This window comes from Agrobacterium sp. 22117, from assembly GCF_052045735.1.
Taxonomy (GTDB): Bacteria; Pseudomonadota; Alphaproteobacteria; order Rhizobiales; family Rhizobiaceae; genus Agrobacterium; species Agrobacterium cavarae.
Genome location: NZ_JBQEPP010000008.1, coordinates 36,530 through 55,213 on the forward strand (window position 1 = coordinate 36,530; position 18,684 = coordinate 55,213).

15 protein-coding genes are annotated in these 18,684 nt (G+C 59.4%); 10 read left to right on the top strand and 5 right to left on the bottom strand.

The features are described 5' to 3' along the window. Positions 1-38: 38 nt before the first annotated feature. Together ACTJKV_RS20990 and ACTJKV_RS20995 are read right to left on the bottom strand one after the other, a co-directional pair. Positions 39-1,001: an asparaginase domain-containing protein gene (locus ACTJKV_RS20990; protein WP_440599405.1), complete on the bottom strand. Its 963-nt coding sequence runs from the start codon at positions 999-1,001 to the stop codon at positions 39-41. Then, positions 998-2,500 (bottom strand): amino acid permease, encoded by a 1,503-nt coding sequence (locus ACTJKV_RS20995; protein WP_440599406.1) that lies wholly within the window; start codon positions 2,498-2,500, stop codon positions 998-1,000. The genes ACTJKV_RS20990 and ACTJKV_RS20995 overlap by 4 nt, the downstream gene beginning before the upstream one ends. Before the next feature lie 237 nt (positions 2,501-2,737). On the opposite strand from ACTJKV_RS20995, the gene aspA reads away from it, so the two are divergent. After that, positions 2,738-4,156, top strand: coding sequence for an aspartate ammonia-lyase (gene aspA, locus ACTJKV_RS21000; RefSeq protein ID WP_376782209.1), 1,419 nt, complete (start codon positions 2,738-2,740; stop codon positions 4,154-4,156). Positions 4,157-4,219: 63 nt separating this feature from the next. On the opposite strand, the gene ACTJKV_RS21005 is transcribed toward aspA, so the two are convergent. Next, a complete protein-coding gene (locus ACTJKV_RS21005) occupies positions 4,220-4,927 on the bottom strand; it encodes a FadR/GntR family transcriptional regulator (protein ID WP_440599407.1) in 708 nt (235 codons plus the stop codon). A gap of 156 nt (positions 4,928-5,083) precedes the next feature. Here ACTJKV_RS21005 and ACTJKV_RS21010 point away from each other — a divergent pair, with 156 nt between their 5' ends. From ACTJKV_RS21010 to ACTJKV_RS21045, 8 genes are all read left to right on the top strand, one after another. Further along, positions 5,084-5,671 carry an ANTAR domain-containing response regulator gene (locus tag ACTJKV_RS21010; RefSeq protein ID WP_062427764.1) on the top strand — a complete coding sequence of 196 codons (588 nt, stop codon included), beginning with the start codon at positions 5,084-5,086 and terminating at the stop codon, positions 5,669-5,671. Positions 5,672-5,699: 28 nt separating this feature from the next. Next, positions 5,700-6,971, top strand: coding sequence for a CmpA/NrtA family ABC transporter substrate-binding protein (locus ACTJKV_RS21015; RefSeq protein ID WP_440599408.1), 1,272 nt, complete (start codon positions 5,700-5,702; stop codon positions 6,969-6,971). A gap of 364 nt (positions 6,972-7,335) precedes the next feature. Continuing rightward, positions 7,336-8,634, top strand: a complete 1,299-nt coding sequence (locus ACTJKV_RS21020) for a CmpA/NrtA family ABC transporter substrate-binding protein (protein ID WP_113272385.1) — start codon at positions 7,336-7,338, stop codon at positions 8,632-8,634. Between the two features lie 77 nt (positions 8,635-8,711). Further along, entirely contained in the window at positions 8,712-9,608 is an 897-nt protein-coding gene (ntrB, locus tag ACTJKV_RS21025; protein ID WP_062597605.1) for a nitrate ABC transporter permease, read from the top strand. Between the two features lie 12 nt (positions 9,609-9,620). Continuing rightward, complete coding sequence (locus tag ACTJKV_RS21030; protein WP_111850834.1) at positions 9,621-10,418, top strand: ABC transporter ATP-binding protein; 798 nt, start codon at positions 9,621-9,623, stop codon at positions 10,416-10,418. Positions 10,419-10,423: 5 nt separating this feature from the next. Beyond that, entirely contained in the window at positions 10,424-12,883 is a 2,460-nt protein-coding gene (gene nirB, locus ACTJKV_RS21035) for a nitrite reductase large subunit NirB (protein ID WP_153312812.1), read from the top strand. 103 nt (positions 12,884-12,986) lie between these two features. After that, positions 12,987-13,316, top strand: coding sequence for a nitrite reductase small subunit NirD (gene nirD / locus ACTJKV_RS21040; RefSeq protein WP_440599409.1), 330 nt, complete (start codon positions 12,987-12,989; stop codon positions 13,314-13,316). 2 nt (positions 13,317-13,318) lie between these two features. Continuing rightward, positions 13,319-15,976 carry a nitrate reductase gene (locus tag ACTJKV_RS21045; RefSeq protein ID WP_440599410.1) on the top strand — a complete coding sequence of 886 codons (2,658 nt, stop codon included), beginning with the start codon at positions 13,319-13,321 and terminating at the stop codon, positions 15,974-15,976. A gap of 368 nt (positions 15,977-16,344) precedes the next feature. Here ACTJKV_RS21045 and ACTJKV_RS21050 read toward each other — a convergent pair whose 3' ends face one another. After that, positions 16,345-17,097 (bottom strand): SDR family oxidoreductase, encoded by a 753-nt coding sequence (locus ACTJKV_RS21050; RefSeq protein WP_062427709.1) that lies wholly within the window; start codon positions 17,095-17,097, stop codon positions 16,345-16,347. A 26-nt stretch (positions 17,098-17,123) separates the two neighbouring features. Next, positions 17,124-17,693 (bottom strand): nucleoside 2-deoxyribosyltransferase, encoded by a 570-nt coding sequence (locus tag ACTJKV_RS21055; protein ID WP_112956930.1) that lies wholly within the window; start codon positions 17,691-17,693, stop codon positions 17,124-17,126. Between the two features lie 256 nt (positions 17,694-17,949). Between ACTJKV_RS21055 and ACTJKV_RS21060 the strand changes: the two genes are divergently transcribed. Next, entirely contained in the window at positions 17,950-18,576 is a 627-nt protein-coding gene (locus ACTJKV_RS21060; protein WP_313057310.1) for a ribonuclease D, read from the top strand. Positions 18,577-18,684 lie beyond the last annotated feature (108 nt).

An 18,684-nucleotide genomic window follows, 5' to 3' on the forward strand; every position in this document is an offset into this window, starting at 1 on the left:
TCACATTTCTGCCACTTCCGTGTTATCCGCGGATCGTTTCAGTCGCGAAAGTCGTTGAAAGCCCGCGCCATGTCGCGGTGTCCAGCAGACGCGGCTATAAGCGATGCCAGCAGAATTCTTGCCTGACCAGGCCGCAATGTTCGGGAATGGATGGCACCGACAGCCCCCATATCGTGACCGCCACCGCCTCCGCCATAGCCCGCCACCAGGTGCCCCTCGGGAACGCGGCTGGAAACGACGACCGGAACATGTCTCTCGCGACAACGCCGCAGAGCATCAACTACGTCCGCGTTGGCATTACCTGAGCCGAGAGCGCAAAGAACGATGCCTTTGGCCCCCGCATCAAGACTGGCATCGATATGGGTCGCTTCACAGCCCGGATAGATTGCGACGATGTCGATGCGGATAGCATCGACCGGCGCCGAAAATTCAGGGCTTTGAGGACAGTCGGAAGGTCCCGCAAGATCGAACGCATCCGGATCGTCGGCTGAGCGCTTGTAGAGACCCCAGACCGGCAGCAACTTGCCACCGAAAGACAGAAGAACGCCCTTGTCGCTATTGGATGGCGTCGCGGCAGCGGCAATCGCCGCCTGAAGATTGGCCGGGCCATCCGAGAGCGGGTTATCGGCCGTAAACTGCGCGCCGGTGAATACCACCGGTTTGCCGAGCCTATGCTGTAGATGAACGAGCAGTGAGGTTTCTTCCATCGCATCCGTGCCGTGAAGCACGACGACGCCACATACCGCAGGGTCGGCAAGCTCGACACCAACCGCATCGCTGATCGCCTGCATGTCGGAGATCGTCAGGCTGGAGGAATCCTTCGCCATCAGCTCGACGGGTTTGACGGAGGCGCTATCGCCGCCAAGGCCGGAGAGGAGGTTTTCACCGGAGAGCGAGGGTTTCGCAGCCCCGCTTTCATCGCGTTGGCTCGCAATGGTGCCGCCGGTGGCAATGACCGCCACCAGCCCTTTGTCATGATCGGTCGGAATTGCGATGGTCACTGCTGACCCCGCGCGCCAGCGTCACGCAACTGCTGTACTTTCGACAATTCCTGAATACGGCCACGCATCAAATACCATCCCCCCACCAAAGTCGGTGCGATGACGATAAGAGAGCCGACGGTATATGTGCCCGCAGGGTAATCGAATGCCATCAGCACCAGAACGCCAAACAGGAAGACAAGCGTCAGGATGCCCGTATAAGGCGCGCCAATCATGCTGAAATCCGGACGCTGCATCTTCCCCTGCCGGGACAGATGCCACAGCTTGAGTTGGCATAACACGATGACGCCCCAGGCGCAAATAATGCCGAGCGCGGCAAGATTGAGCGCAATTTCAAATGCTTCCGAAGGAACGATGGCATTGAGAATGACGCCGAGCACAGTGACGACAGCCGTGACCGCGATGCCGCCATAGGGCACGCCAGCCTTATTCATCTTCGCCAGCGCCGCCGGTGCAGAGCCGGACACCGCCATCGAATGCAGGATGCGCCCGGTCGAATAGAGGCCGGCATTCAGCGACGACAGAACCGCGGTCAGAACGACCAGGTTCATGACGATGTCAGCGCCTTCCACCCCGATGGAGCCAAAGAAGGTCACGAACGGGCTCTCGCCCGCCTTGTAGGCCGTATAGGGCAAAAGAAGCGTAAGCAGCAGGACTGAGCCGACATAGAAGACGAGAAGGCGGAAGACGACGGTGCGGATCGCCTTCGGCATCACCTTGCGCGGATCCTCCGTTTCACCTGCGGTGGTTCCGATCAACTCGATAGAGGCATAGGCGAAGAGCACACCTTGAATGATGATGAAGGCCGGTAGAATGCCATTGGGGAAGAAGCCGCCATTATCGGCAATCAGGCTGAAGCCTGTGACGTGATCTTCGATTGGCGTTCCAAAAATGACGAAGTAAACACCCACGATCAGGAAGGTGAAGAGCGCGAGGACCTTGATCAGGCTGAACCAGAATTCCAGTTCGCCGAACACCTTGACCGACAGCATGTTCATGCCGAGCACGATGATGAGCGCGCCGAGCGCGAACACCCACTGGTCGATGCCCTGCATCCAGGGCACATATTGCTTGAAGAAATTCATGTAGAGGGCAACCGCCGTCACATCGGCAACCGAGGTCATCGCCCAGTTCATCCAGTACATCCAGCCGACAGCGAAGGCCATCTTCTCGCCGTAGAACTCGCGGGCATAGGAAACGAACGAACCCGATGTCGGGCGATGCATGATCAATTCGCCAAGTGCTCTGAGCACCAGGAAGGCGAAGAAGCCGCAAATTGCATAAACGAAGATGAGAGCGGGGCCGGCAATGGCAAGGCGTCCGCCTGCACCGAGGAAAAGCCCAGTTCCGATCGCGCCGCCAATGGCGATCATCTGGATCTGGCGCGGTTTGAGTGCTTTGTGATAGCCGAAATCCTCCTGGATCTCGACCTGACGTTCATGGTTTGCTTGAGTTACCTTATCCACTGGTGTCGCTCCTCCCTCAGAGCTATCGTCCATAGACTTGATGAATGACCCGTTCTGTCCTTGCGCGAGAATGCTCTGTCAAAACTCCAGGCGCCGAAAGGTCAAGCTAGCCATTCTGTAAGGCTGCATGACAGATTTTCGATCCCTTAATTCTCGACTGCGCGCCCGTCAACCCTCTCCCCGGCCATTGACCTACATCATGGACAGGATTAAACCAAGTTAAATCTGTCTAGCAGCTTTACAAATTATCGGATCTACATGGAGGATGATATGATCACGATGCGTCAGGAACGCGATCTTCTTGGGCCCAAGGATGTCCCGGCAGATGCCTATTGGGGAGTGCACACGCAACGCGCGGCGGAGAACTTCCAGATCAGCGGCGCAACGATCGGCCGCTATCCCTATCTCATTCGCGGACTGACATTCGTCAAGGAGGCCGCGGCACTGGCAAACCATGAGTTGGGACTGCTGGATCAGGAGCGTCTGGACGCCATCGTCACGGCCTGCCGCGAGATCCGCGACGGTGCCCTCCATGACCAGTTCATCGTCGATGTGATTCAGGGCGGGGCCGGAACGTCTACCAACATGAATGCCAATGAGGTGATCGCCAATCGCGCGCTGGAGATTCTCGGGCACGCCAAGGGCGATTACAAGCACCTGCACCCGAACGATCACGTCAATCTCAGCCAATCCACCAACGACGCCTATCCGACAGCCATCAATATCGCCCTGATCGAGTCAATCGATGAACTGGCCGCGTCCATGCTCGTGCTCCAGGACGCTTTCGAGGCGAAGGCCCGCGAATTTGACGGCGTTCTGAAAGTCGGGCGCACGCAGTTGCAGGATGCAGTGCCGATGACACTTGGCCAGGAATTCCGCACCTTCGCCGTGATGCTCGGGGAGGACCGCGCGCGCCTGATTGAATCGGCAGCATTGCTGCATGAGATCAACCTCGGTGCGACGGCGATCGGTACAGGCCTCAACGCTCCTGCCGGTTACGCCGCGATTGCCTGCAAGCATCTCGTCCAACTGACAGGTCGACCACTGGTGACGGCAAGCGACCTCATCGAAGCAACGCAGGATCCTGGCGCTTTCGTCCATCTCTCGGGCGTATTGAAGCGCGTCGCCGTCAAACTCTCGAAGACCTGCAATGACCTGCGCCTGCTATCCTCCGGTCCCCGTGCCGGCATCGGTGAGATCAATCTCCCCGCCGTACAGGCCGGCTCAAGCATCATGCCCGGCAAGGTCAATCCTGTGATCCCGGAAGTCGTCAACCAGGTCGCCTTCGTGGTCATCGGCAACGACATCACCGTGACCATGGCCGCAGAGGGCGGTCAACTTCAGCTGAACGCCTTCGAGCCTGTCATCGTGCGGGCCTTGTCGGAAAGCATCGCCCAGCTCGGCACCGCCTGCCGGACGCTTGCGGAACGCTGCGTTGTCGGCATTACCGCCAATGTCGATATCATGGCGCGTCGATTGGAAGAATCGATCGGCATTGCGACGGCGCTCAATCCGCTGATCGGCTATTACGCCGCAACCGAGGTTGCACGCGAGGCACTGGCAAGCGGTCGGACCGTGCCGCAGGTCGTGCTGGAGAAAGGCTATATGAGCGCCGAACAGTTGATCGAAGCGCTGAGGCCGGAATTGCTGGCAAACATTACCGCAACTGCTGTGCAGCCCGCCGCATAAGACATTCAGACAAGGCAAGCCGGGAGACGATGACAGTCTTCCGGCATTCCCAGACTCTACGCTTTATCTTGCGTCATCACCCATGATGGAGGTCACCGCCTGCTTGACCTTGCCGAGATGGGCTTCCATCGCCTGGCGCGCGCCATCCTCAGAGCCTGCCTCGATTGCTTCTGCAATCTTGCGATGCTCGATATTTGAAGCGACGCGGCGGTGGGCCATGAGGTTCAGCAGTTCCGATTGCTGGCTGACGCTGTCACGGGCATCCGCAATCACCTTGGCAAACAGCGAGTTGCCGGAAGCTTCTGCGATAGCGCTATGGAACTCACAGTCCAGCAGCACCCATTTGTGCAAATCTTCCTGTTGATCCATCTCGCCGCAGAGCTTCATCATCCGCGCCACCTGCTGGTCCGTTCGGCGAAGGGCTGCCCAACCGGCGGCGGGCACCTCGACGAAAGGTCTCGCCTCCATCAGATCGCGTGCCGAATAGCCGCCGTAGCGCAACTCTTGTCGGGGAGAATCCGTCAGGACGAACGTACCACTGCCCGTGCGCGTCTGCGTCATGCCAAGCGTCTGCAACGAGCGAAGCGCTTCGCGCACGATGGGGCGGCTGACACCATATCGACCGGCCAGATGCGTTTCCGATGGCAGGCGCGTGCCAACCGTCAGCCGGCCCGACACGATGGCCGACCGCAAATCCTCGAATACCGATTCCGCCGCACTTTTGCGATAAACCGGGTTCGCCTCGTAAATCCAATCAGCCCCTGCACTCATGCAAGTAACCTTTCCAAACATCATATCATTGTCAAGAAGCGGCCTGCCGACAGAATGATCGGAACCAAAGAAAGCTGTGACCCCACTCATTTGCTTAATTTTTAGACATGGTGAAAAACATTGCTATTTCGACAGGTCTGCGGCATTGATGCGCGCATGACGCTTCGGGATTTGACCATTCTTGTGATCGATGAAAACGCCATCCGCGCCTCGATTATCGAGGAAGGACTGCGTGAGGCCGGTCATATGAAGGTTACCGTCATTCACGAGGTCAACGGGGTGGCCCGCACCATCGAGACGCTGCAGCCCGATGTGATCGTTATCGATCTGGAAAATCCCAACCGCGACATGATGGAGCATCTGTTTCAGCTGACGCGCACGATCAGCCGGCCGATCGCCATGTTTGTCGACCGATCGGATACGGCGTCGATCGAGGCCGCTGTGGAAGCCGGTGTTTCAGCCTATATCGTTGACGGGCTGAAGAAAGAGCGCGTCAAGCCGATCCTCGATATGGCGGTTAGCCGTTTCAACGCGTTTAGCCGCCTGCAGCGAGAATTGGCCGAGGCGAAATCCGCGCTCGAAGAGCGCAAGGTCGTCGAGCGCGCCAAAGGCATATTGATGAAGATGCGCGGACTTTCCGAAGAGGAAGCCTTCGCACTGCTGCGCCAGACGGCGATGAACGAGAAAAAGAAATTGTCCGAGATCGCGCAAAGCGTGGTCACGGCTGCCGGGCTACTGATGTGACGGCCGCCACCGGACGAGGAGCGATAGCATGACGGTCATAGACGATCTTGCAGACAGGAAATCCGGCATTGCAGCGCCTGCGCCGATCGGCAATGACCGGCAGCGCACCCTCCGGGCCGGCTTCATCCCGCTTGTGGATGCCTCAGTCCTGATTGCCGCGGCCGAATTCGGTTTTGCCGAGAAGGAGGGCCTGAAGCTCGACCTGGTGAAAGATGTCTCCTGGGCGAATGTTCGCGACCGCCTCGCCTTTCGCCAGTTCGACATTGCCCACATGCTCTCGCCCATGCCGGTGGCATCCATGCTCGGTCTCGGCTCGAACCCCTCGCCGACCATCACGCCCTTTTCGCTCGGGCGAGGCGGCAACGCCATTACGCTTTCCACTGCGCTTTTCTCAAGAATGCAGGAGACGACCGGCTTGTCCGCAACAGCGGGTGCGCTGGAAAATGCCCGCGCGCTGAAAAGCGTGCTTGATGAGATGCGGGCCAAGGGAGAGCCGACGCCCACGCTTGGCATGACCTATCCATTCTCATCGCATAATTACGAATTCCGCTACTGGCTGGCAGCGGGTGGCATCCACCCGGACACGGATGTCAAGCTGGTGGTCGTGCCGCCACCGCTGACCTCCGACGCGCTTGCAGCCGGTGCAATCGACGGCTTCTGCGTCGGCGCTCCCTGGAACATGATTGCCTGCGAGCGCGGCGTCGGGCGCATCGTGGCCGTCAAGCAGGATATCTGGCCGTCCGCACCGGAAAAAGTCATCGGCATGCGCCCCGATTGGGCGGAGAGCCAGCAGGAAAGCGTGGCGAGACTTCTCGTGGCATTGGACGCCGCCGCCCGCTGGTGCGACGGCCTGGAAAATCGGCAGGCTTTGAGCGAAGCGCTTGCAGATCCGCGCTATATCGGCGCGCCTGAACATATTCTCCGACGCGTGTTGGGAGGCGAGTTCCATATCGACAGCCAGGGCAACCAGCGCGTCATCGACAAATACTTCCAGTTCCACGCCGATCACGCCAACGATCCGCAACCCAAACAGGCGCTCTGGATTTACAGCCAGATGATCCGTTGGGGACAGACCACGTTTTCGGCCGAGGGTGCCAAGGCTGCCGCATCCGCCTATCGTCCTGACCTGTATCGCGCGGCGCTAGGCACGGGCGGCGCTGCTCTTCAGGATGAAAACGATGGCGCAGGAGCACTTTTCATGGATGGAATGACCTTCGATCCCTCAGACATTCCAGCCTATGTCGAGCGCTTCCCGGTTAAGAATTCGGCCACGGCCCAACCCGCGACAGGCGACTTCTGAAGCATCGAGTGCTGCATTTTTGGAGCCAAGGGTCGGAGCGCAGATTAAATAATAGCCTGAAATTTTTTGGCTTAAATACCAACTACAGACCCTGCATCTAAAAAAACTTATATTTTTCAATTTAGTAGAGACACGCACAAAAACTGGCACGGTGCTTGCTTTGTGTAAAACGCTCGGGTCAACGGCGATCGGAGCAGCAGGAACGCGTTATCAGCGTTCTTCATACGACACAGACGTCGCAAGGTATGCAGCCCGGAACCTCCTCCCGTTCCGAAGGCGCATCACCGAGCGGCGTTTTTTTGTTTTTGGGCTTCGCAAAAGTCATAGGGCGCCCATGAGGCTGCCAAAAAGGGGAACATGCGACATGAAGAAAATGCTTTCCAGTTCGATCAGCCGCCGCTCGATCCTGAAGACGTCGGCCACTGCAGCCCTGATCACCGCCGTCCGAACGGCTTTCCCTTCTGGCGCCTTCGCCGCCACGTCCGAACCTGAAGTCAAGGGCGCAAAACTCGGCTTCATCGCGCTGACCGATGCGGCACCACTGATCGTCGCATCGGAAAAGGGACTTTTCGCCAAGCATGGTATGCCCGATGTCGAGGTGCTGAAGCAGGCCTCCTGGGGTGCTACGCGTGACAACCTCGTTCTCGGCGGCGCGTCCAACGGGATCGACGGTGCCCATATCCTGACCCCGATGCCCTATCTCATGCACACCGGCAAGGTGACGCAGAACAACGTACCGGTGCCGATGGCGATCCTCGCCCGCCTCAATCTCGATAGCCAGGGCATCTCCGTTGCCAAGGACTATACCGACACAGGCGTCCAGCTCGATGCTTCGAAACTGAAAGCTGCCTTCGAGAAGAAGAAGGCGGACGGCAAGGAAATCAAGGCGGCGATGACCTTCCCGGGCGGCACACATGATCTGTGGATCCGCTATTGGCTGGCGGCTGGCGGCATCGATCCGGACAAGGACGTCTCCACCATCGTCGTTCCGCCACCGCAGATGGTTGCCAACATGAAGGTCGGCAACATGGACGTCTTCTGTGTCGGCGAACCCTGGAACGAGCAGCTGGTCAACCAGGGCATCGGCTTTACTGCCTGTACGACCGGAGAACTGTGGAAGGGTCACCCAGAAAAGGCGCTCGGCATGCGTGCCGACTGGGTTGAGAAGAACCCGAATGCCGCCAAGGCCATGCTGATGGCCGTGATGGAGGCCCAGCAATGGTGCGACAGCATGGACAACAAGGAGGAGATGTCGACGATTCTCGGCAAGCGCCAGTGGTTCAACGTCCCGCCGAAGGACGTGCTCGGCCGTTTGAAGGGCGACATCAATTACGGCAACGGCCGCGTCGCTCATGGCACCGATCTCTACATGAAGTTCTGGAAGGACGCAGCATCCTATCCGTTCCAGAGCCATGACAGCTGGTTCCTTGCCGAAAACATCCGCTGGGGCAAGTTCGCGCCGGACACCGACATCAAGGCGCTGGTGTCTCAGGTCAACCGCGAAGATCTGTGGCGCTCTGCCGCGAAGGACCTGGGCGTTGCCGCTGCCGATATTCCGACCTCCACCTCCCGTGGCAAGGAAACCTTCTTCGACGGCAAGGTCTTCGATCCCGAAAACCCATCCGCTTACCTCGACAGCCTGTCGATCAAGGCCGCCTCCTGAGGACGCCATGGCTCCTCCGCAGCCGGCGGAGGGGCGCGCAACCCGTGCAACACACCATCCGGAAACAGGACAAGACCATGACCGCAACCGCACGCAAGACAGAAAGCACGGCCATCGCCGTTGCGACGCCAAAGGGCGGCACCGTGATCGCCATGAACCGCCGCCCGGTGTCGGTACTCTCTTTTCGCAAGATCGCCGTATCGATTGCGCGAAACGTCGTTCCGCCGCTCGTCGTCCTGATCATCCTGCTCGGCCTCTGGCAGGCGCTCTGTTCGGCGCCCGGCTCGTCACTGCCGCCTCCAAGCCAGGTGTTTGAGGAAAGCTACGACCTGATCGTCCACCCCTTCTTCCATTATGGGTCTCAGGATATCGGCCTTGGCTGGCGCGTTCTCGTTTCGCTCGAACGCGTTGCCTATGGGTTTGGTCTTGCGGCGATCGTCGGCGTCGTTGTCGGCGCCATCATCGGCCAGTCCGTCTGGGCGATGCGTGGCCTCGATCCGATCTTTCAGGTGCTGCGCACCGTCCCGCCGCTCGCATGGCTACCGTTGTCTTTGGCCGCGTTTCAGGACAGCAATCCATCCGCCATTTTCGTGATCTTCATTACCTCCATCTGGCCGGTCATCATCAATACCGCGGTCGGCGTGCGCAACATCCCGCAGGATTACCGAAACGTCGCGCAGGTGCTGCGTCTCAACCAGATCGAATTTTTCTACAAGATCATGCTGCCATCCGCCGCGCCCTACATTTTCACCGGTCTTCGCATCGGCGTAGGCCTCTCCTGGCTTGCCATCGTCGCGGCTGAAATGCTGACGGGAGGCGTGGGCATCGGCTTCTTCATCTGGGACGCGTGGAATTCATCCCGCCTGCCCGACATCATCGTGGCACTCGCCTATATCGGCGTCGTCGGCTTCGTCCTCGACAAGCTGGTGGCGGCCGCCGGAAAGCTCATCACCCGCGGCGCGGCAGCGAACTAGGAGGATTTCTTCATGAACGCCTATTTGAAGCTCGATCATATCGACAAATATTTCGACAAGGGCGGCAGCCGCGCCGAGGTGTTGAAGGGCATCAACCTCACCATCGACAAGGGCGAGTTCGTCTCCGTTATCGGCCATTCCGGCTGCGGCAAGTCCACCATGCTCAACCTGATTGCCGGCCTGACCAAGGTTTCCTCCGGCGTGGTGCTTTTGGAAAACCGCGAGGTCAACGAGCCGGGCCCGGAGCGCGCGGTCGTCTTCCAGAACCATAGCCTGCTGCCATGGCTCACCGTCTACGAAAACGTCAATCTCGGTGTAGAGAAGGTCTTCCGCTACACCAAGTCCAAGGCCGAGCGCCATGATTGGGTCATGCGCAATCTTGATCTCGTGCAGATGGCCCATGCGAAGGACAAGAAGCCATCCGAGATTTCCGGCGGCATGAAGCAGCGCGTCGGCATCGCCCGGGCCCTGGCGATGGAACCAAAAATCCTGCTGCTGGACGAGCCTTTCGGCGCGCTCGATGCGCTGACCCGCGCCCATCTGCAGGATGCGGTGATGGAAATCCATGCGCGGCTTGGCAACACCATGATCATGATCACCCACGACGTGGATGAGGCCGTTCTGCTTTCCGACCGTATCGTGATGATGACCAACGGCCCGGCCGCTCATATCGGCGAAATCCTCGATGTGCCGCTGGCACGCCCGCGCAATCGCATCGAGCTTGCCTCCGACCGAACCTATCTCAAATGCCGCGAAGCCGTGCTGAAGTTCCTCTATGAACGTCACCGCTTCGTCGAAGCAGCGGAGTAAGACCCATGTCCGAAACAAAGCCCCAGAAACTCGTCATCATCGGCAACGGCATGGCGCCGGGCCGCATGCTGGAGAACCTCTTCGAGACCGCTCCCGGTGTCTTCGACGTCACGATCTTCAATGCCGAACCGCGCGTCAATTATGACCGCATCATGCTCTCGCCGGTTCTCTCCGGTGAAAAGGCCTATGAGGACATCGTCATTCACAATGACGACTGGTATGCAGCCCATGGTGTGACCCTTCACAAGGGCGCGAAGGTCAGCCATATCGACCGCGAGCGCAAAACCGTCACCAGCGAAAACGGCATCACCGCCTCTTACGACAAGCTGGTGATCGCCACGGGCTCCTCGCCCTTCATCATTCCGGTTCCCGGGCACCAGTTGCCAGGCGTTCTCGCTTACCGTGATCTCGATGACGTAACGAAGATGCTGGAGATCGCCGGCGGCAAGGGCCGTGCCATCGTCATCGGCGCCGGTCTTCTTGGTCTCGAAGCGGCCTATGGACTGAAGCGTCAGGGCATGGACGTCACCGTCATTCACCTGATGCCGACCATCATGGAGCGCCAACTCGATCCGGCAGCGGCCTATCTTCTGGAAAAAGCGCTGACCGAACGTGGCATCGACATCATCACCAAGGCCAACACCAAGCGCATTCTCGGCGAAGACAAAGTCGAGGGCATCGAGCTGGAAGATGGCCGCGTCATCGAAGGGACCATGGTGGTCATGGCAGTCGGCATTCGCCCGGCCTCCGGCCTTGCCAAGGAAGCAGGTCTTGCCGTCAATCGCGGTATCGTCGTCGATGATGGCATGATGACGTCGGACTCCTCAATCTACGCGCTCGGCGAATGCGCCGAGCATCGCGGCATCTGCTATGGTCTCGTCGCGCCACTTTACGAAAGTGCCAGAGTTTTGGCCGACCGTCTGATCGGCGGCCAGTCCGAGTATCACGGCTCGGTCACCAATACGAAGCTCAAGGTGACTGGCATCAACCTCTTCTCCGCAGGCGATTTTGCCGAGGGCGATGACCGTGAAGAGATCGTGCTGCGCGACGCGACGGCGGGCGTCTACAAACGCCTGATTCTCAAGGACAATCGTATCATCGGCGCGGTCCTCTATGGTGAGACCTCGGACGGTTCGTGGTTCTTCGACCTGATGAAAAAGGGCGCGGACATCACAGAGATGCGCGAAACACTGATTTTCGGCCAGTCCTATCAGGGGGGCTCCCCCCTGGACCCTATGGCGGCCGTTGCAGCCTTGCCGGATGATGCGGAAATCTGCGGCTGCAACGGCGTTTGCAAGGGAAAAATCACCTCCACCATCACCGGCAAGGGCCTGACCTCGCTTGACGATGTGCGCGCTCACACCAAGGCCTCGGCCTCCTGTGGCAACTGCACCGGGCTGGTCGAGCAGCTGATGACGCTGACGCTCGGCGACAGCTACAATCCCACAGCGGTGCAGCCCATGTGCAAATGCACCGATCTCGGCCATGACGATGTGCGCCGTCTGATCAAGGCCAAGGGGCTGAAGACCATTCCTGCCGTCATGCAGGAACTGGAATGGAAGACCTCCTGCGGCTGCGCCAAATGCCGTCCGGCGCTCAACTATTACCTCGTCTGCGACTGGCCGGATGAATATGCGGATGACTATCAGTCCCGCTTCATCAATGAGCGCGTTCACGCCAACATCCAGAAGGATGGCACCTATTCCGTCGTTCCGCGCATGTGGGGCGGCGTGACCAATGCAGGTGAGTTGCGCGCCATCGCCGATGTCGTCGACAAGTTCGAGATCCCGCTGGTGAAGGTGACCGGCGGCCAGCGTATCGATCTTCTCGGCATCGAGAAGGAAGACCTGCCCGCCGTCTGGGCCGATCTCGGCAAGGCTGGCTTCATCTCTGGCCAGGCCTATGCCAAGGGCCTGCGCACCGTCAAAACCTGTGTGGGCGAGCAATGGTGCCGCTTCGGCACGCAGGATTCCACCGGGCTTGGCATTCGCATTGAAAAGTTCATGTGGGGCTCGTGGACACCAGCCAAGCTGAAGCTTGCCGTTTCGGGCTGTCCGCGCAACTGCGCGGAAGCCACTTGCAAGGATATCGGTGTGATCTGCGTAGACTCCGGCTTCGAAATCCATTTTGCCGGAGCTGCGGGCCTCGACATCAAAGGTACTGAAATTCTCGGTCTGGTGAAGACTGCGGATGAGGCGCTGGAGCATATCGTGGCGCTGACGCAAATGTACCGCGAACAGGCCCGCTATCTTGAGCGCATCTACAAGTGGGCAAAGCGCATCGGCTACGACGAAATCCGCCGCCAGATCATGGATGACGCCGACAAACGCAAGGGCTTCTACGAGCGCTTTGTCTTCAGCCAGAAATTCGCCCAGGTCGATCCCTGGTCGGAGCGTGTGTCCGGCGAACACAAGCACGAGTTCAAGCCGATGGCGACCATCGGCTTCAATCAAGCCGCAGAGTGACCGGGGCTTTGAAAGCCATCGGTGCATAGCGCTCGGTGGTGGGGCGACATGGAGGAGATGTCGCCCCATCCCAAAACCTTCAACCGGACACAGGATGACGACGATGAACTGGGTCGAAATCGGCAATATCTCTGACATTCCACTGCGCGGCGCGCGCTGCGTAAAGACGCCGATGGGCAAGATTGCGGTGTTCCGCACGGCCGATAACGACGTCTATGCCATCGAAGATCACTGCCCTCACAAGGGCGGGCCGCTCTCTCAAGGCATCGTTCACGGCGCGTCGGTGACCTGCCCTTTGCATAACTGGGTCATTTCGCTGGAAACCGGCAAGGCCGAAGGCGCCGACGAGGGTGCGGTGCGCACCATCCCCGTGCGCAACATCGATGGCAACCTGTCTATTGCGCTTGAAAGCATGATGATCGCGGCGGAGTAAGCATGGCACAAGAGGTCAAAACCACCTGTCCCTATTGCGGCGTCGGCTGCGGCGTCATCGCGAAGGTCGATGATGATGGTGGCGTTTCGGTGAAGGGCGATCCGGATCATCCGGCCAATTACGGTCGGCTCTGTTCCAAAGGATCGGCACTTGGCGAAACGCTCGATCTCGACGACCGGCTGCTTTACCCGCAAGTCGGCGGTGAACGAGTGAACTGGGATGAGGCACTTGATCTCGTGGCCTCGAAATTTTCCGAAGCGATCGCGACCTATGGACCGGATTCGGTCGCCTTCTATGTCTCCGGGCAATTGCTGACGGAGGACTACTATCTCGCCAACAAGCTGATGAAGGGCTTCATTGGCTCGGCCAATATCGACACCAATTCGCGGCTTTGCATGTCGTCCTCCGTCGCAGGCCATCGCCGCGCCTTCGGCTCGGACACGGTTCCAGGTGTCTACGAGGATCTGTTTCTCGCCGATCTCGTCATCCTGACCGGCTCCAATCTCGCCTGGTGTCACCCGGTCATCTATCAGCGCCTTGTAGCGGCCAAGGCCGAGCGGCCGGACATGAAGGTGGTGGTGATAGACCCACGCCGCACCATGACCTGCGACATTGCCGATATGCATCTTGCCATCAAGCCGGATGGGGATGTGGCGCTTTTTACCGGCCTGCTGGCGCATCTGGCCAAGGGAGCGACGCTCGACAAGACCTATATCGAAAGCCACACGCAGGGTTTCGAGGAAGCCGTCCGAACCGCCTCTGACATCAGCCTTGCCAGCTTGGTCGAGGCGACGGGTCTCAGCCTCGCCGAGCTTACCCGCTTCTATGAACTTTTCGAGCGCACCGAAAACGTCGTCACCTGCTACAGCCAAGGCGTCAACCAGTCGTCCAGCGGTACCGACAAGGTCAACGCCATCATCAACTGCCATCTGGCGACAGGGCGTATCGGCAAGCCCGGCGCGGGGCCGTTTTCGCTGACCGGTCAGCCCAATGCCATGGGCGGGCGCGAGGTGGGTGGTCTTGCCAATATGCTCGCCGCCCATATGGCCATCGAAAGCGCCGAGGACCGCGACCAGGTGCAGCGCTTCTGGAAAGCGCCGACAATTGCGAGTAAGCCCGGCCTCAAAGCCGTCGAACTTTTCCAGGCGGTGGCCGATGGTCGCATCAAGGCGCTCTGGATCATGGCGACCAATCCGGCAGTCTCCATGCCCGATGCCGGGGCCGTGGAAGCGGCGCTGAAGCAATGTCCCTTCGTTGTCGTCTCCGACATCATGGCGACGACCGATACGGCACGCCATGGGCATGTGCTGCTGCCATCACTCGGCTGGGGCGAGAAGGACGGCACCGTCACCAATTCGGAACGGCGCATCTCCCGCCAGCGCGGCTACCTTCCGGCGCCAGGCGAGGCGAAAGCAGACTGGTGGCAATTTGCCGAAGTCGGCAAGCGCATGGGCTACGCCGATGCGTTCACCTATGCCAATCCCACGGAGATTTTCGCCGAACATGCCAGCCTCTCGGCCTTCGAAAATAATGGCAGCCGTGATTTCGATATCGGCGCATTTGCCGAGATCGGGCAACCGGCCTATGACGATCTGGCACCCTTCAACTGGCCACAGCGCTCCGGCGAGCGCCCCCACACGACGCGCTTCTTCGCCGATGGAAAATTCTTCCATGCGGATAGAAAGGCGCGTTTCGTCTCCACAGCGCTGCCGCAGACAAGCCGCACGAGCGCCGACTATCCTCTGACGCTCAATACGGGCCGCATCCGCGATCAGTGGCACACCATGACACGCACGGGAAAAAGCGCCCGGCTATCCTCACATCTGGCCGAACCTTTCGTCGAGTTTCACCCCCGCGATGCGATGGAAGCGGGGATTGAGAGTGCCGATCTGGTGGAGGTGGAAAGCCCACTCGGCACGGTGATCCTGCGCGCGCTCATCACCGACAGGCAGGCACGCGGCAGCCTCTTCGTGCCGATGCACTGGAACGATCAGTTCGCCGCCAATGCCCGGATTGACAGGCTGGTGCCACCCACCACAGATCCCTTCTCCGGACAGCCGGCATCGAAGAATGTCGCCGTTACGGCGCGCCGCTTTCAAGCAAAGGCCTATGCCTTTGCAGTGACTGCCACGACTCCGCAAAAACCCGACTGCGCCTACTGGGCTCTCGCCAAGGCCGAGGGCGGCTATCGTCTGGAGCTTGCCTTCGATACGCTGCCGGATGACTGGATATCCTGGAGCAGAAAAATCTTCGGGATCGACGCCCGCATCGAACCGCTCGGCTATACCGACAATCGAACCGGTGACATTCGGCTCGCCTTTTTTGACGAAGATAAGTTAGTGGCAACGCTGTTTATCGCAGCTGCGCCCGTCGCCGTTGCGCGAAACTGGGCGGTCGCTCAGTTGAAAGAGCCGCATGAGGATCTACGCAACCGCTTCGCGCTCGTCGCTGGCAGGCCGGGTGGCGGCAGACCCGATCCAGGCGCCACCGTCTGCTCCTGCTTCAATGTCGGCATCAACCAGATCACCAGCGCGATCCGCGAGGGCTGCCACACAGTCGAGGCGGTGGGCGCCTGCGTCAGCGCCGGCACCAATTGCGGCTCCTGCCGGGCGGAAATCCGCACCATCATCGATGGGTGCCTGAAGACCGCAGCCGAGTGACATATCGACAGGAAACGAGGTGGGGAAGCCTTACAGCATCGGCCCGAAAGTCGGACTCGGTTTTCTTAAAGCAGGATGCGGCAACCACCTCTCGTGAGCCGGCGATCGCGCCTGGAAGGCAAAACTAGATATCGAAGAGGTATCCAGAAAAGAAAAAGCCTGCCGCGGGAGGAGGTGCGGCAGGCTTTGAACTTGATTGGCAATTGGGAGGAGGAGTATCGCCAATCCACATCGAACGACGCTGGGAGGAGGAGTGCGTCGTTTCGATGATCAATATATACTCCCGTTACCCGGCGCTGAAAAGCGCGACACTCGCAGGGCAGCAATGCATAAATTGCATAACTGCTTTTACTATGACGTTTTTTTGATCACTGCGTGTCGCGATGGACCTGGAAGCCTGCGAAGGACTGATTCACCGGCATCAACTCGATGGCGTTGATGTTGATATGCTTCGGCTGAGACACCACCCAGTGAATGGTGTTCGCAATATCCTCCGGCAGGATCGGGTTGACGCCTTTGTAAAGCGTGTCGGATGCCTGCTGGTTGCCGCCGGTGCGCACCAGCGTGAACTCGGTTTCGCACATGCCGGGCTCGATGGATGTGACGCGCACGCCTTTGCCATGAAGATCCGATCGTAGCCCAAGCGAAAACTGGCGCAGGAACGCCTTGGTACCGGCATAGACATTGCCGCCGGCATAGGGCCAGCTCGCCGCGACCGAGGAAAGATTGACGACGATGCCGCGGCGTTCGATCAGCGTCGGCAGCAAGTGGTGTGTGATGTTCAACAGTCCCGTAATATTGGTGTTGACCATGGTGTGCCAGTCCTGGAGCGGCACTTGCGGCGCAGGTGCCGTTCCAAGGGCCAGACCGGCATTGTTGACTAGGACGTCGATTGCAGAAAACTCCTGCGGCAATTCAGCGAAAGCCGAACGCATCGCCTCCTGATCGGTGATGTCGAAGGCCAGACCGTGGAAGGACGATCCGAGTTCATCTTTCAGGTCTTGGAGACGCTCGGCGCGGCGGCCGGTGCCGATCACCTTCCAGCCATGGCTTGCAAAGAGACGCGCGGTGGAAAGGCCGAAGCCAGAGGTCGCTCCGGTGATAAGAATCGTGGCTGTCATATCTGCTCTCCGCTTGATGGTGCTGTTTAAAGAAGCTTTGCCGCGGCAAGCTTCAGGCACTCTTTGAATGCCGCCAGATCGGTATAGAGTTCCTCAGGTGCCGCATCTCCAACGATGATGGCCCCGCCCCGGCGCAGGATGCTGCCATGAAGCATGAGGTTATCGACCATGTCGAAGTTCTCGACGGAAAGCCCGTCGGGTCCTCTGTAACGCCCATCATCGCTGAGCGAGACATCGCCGGCATAGTGATCGTGGATCCGGGTAAAATGATTCTTCGCCATATTGGTATAGGCGAACACCGGCTTGCCGAGAGCGCACATGAAGCCGAGCTCGAAGCTCGTACCGACATCGGCGGCAATTCCCCGGAAGGGCGTCAGGTTGGCAATGACAGCGTCCGCCTCAAGCATCATATGCTCATCGATAGCGTTGATATTGCAGCCGTGGCCGGTCTTTGTGTCGGCGGGCGGAATTTCAAGATCGCCGGGAGACAGTGGGGTGAAGCCGGCGTCTCGGGCAAGCTGTGCCTTCGCATCCAGCATGTCGCGCGCGTTGGAGAGAAAGACCTCAGGTCCCGCGAGATAGATTTTCTTGGTCATGGATATGGGAATTTCGTCATTGGCAGGAATTTGATGTCAACCTAGACCGCGACCGCCTGACGAGGCAAGAGCGCCTGGAGCATCGGCCCGAAAATCGAGATCGATTTTCGCAATGACAGGATGCGACTAGTCAAAAAAAATGAGCGTCCTTGGCGCGTCCAGTGGCACCCTACCGCGCTCCAGGGCCAAAAGCGGTATCGCCAGCAGCCACTTTGCGCTATAGCCGGAACCGGAAGACGCGTAACCGGAGTACCAAATGGCTGCCAAGATCCGCTATCATGAAGGCGACATCTCTGCGAGCGATGCCGCGCGCTATACAGGCGCAATCGCCGTCGATACGGAAACGCTCGGTTTGGTGCCGCGTCGCGACAGGCTGTGTGTCGTACAGCTTTCACCCGGCGACGGCACGGCCGACGTCGTACGCATTGCCGCCGGGCAGAAGGAAGCGCCAAACCTCGTCGCCATGCTGGAGGATCCGAGCCGCGAAAAAATCTTCCATTACGGCCGCTTCGATATCGCCGTGCTGTTCCACACTTTCGGCGTGACGACGACGCCGGTCTTCTGCACCAAGATCGCGTCCAGGCTTTGCCGCACCTATACGGACCGGCACGGTTTGAAGGACAATCTGAAAGAGATGCTGGAGATCGACATCTCCAAGGCACAGCAATCCTCCGACTGGGCGGCTGAGGCGCTCTCCCCGGCGCAGCTCGAATACGCCGCATCCGATGTTCTTCACCTGCATGCGCTTCGCGACAAGCTCACCCACCGGCTGATCCGTGACGGCCGCTACGACCACGCCACCGCCTGCTTCGCCTTCCTGCCCACACGCGCAAAGCTCGATCTTCTCGGCTGGGACGATACAGACATCTTCGCCCATAGCTGAGGCGGTCCGTGGCGACGCCACACGTATGGTTAGCAGTCGATTAACGATTCCCCGTCATGATTGCTCTTAATGATTCGTTCGCCTGCTTTCGAAGGGTGGGCTTTGGAC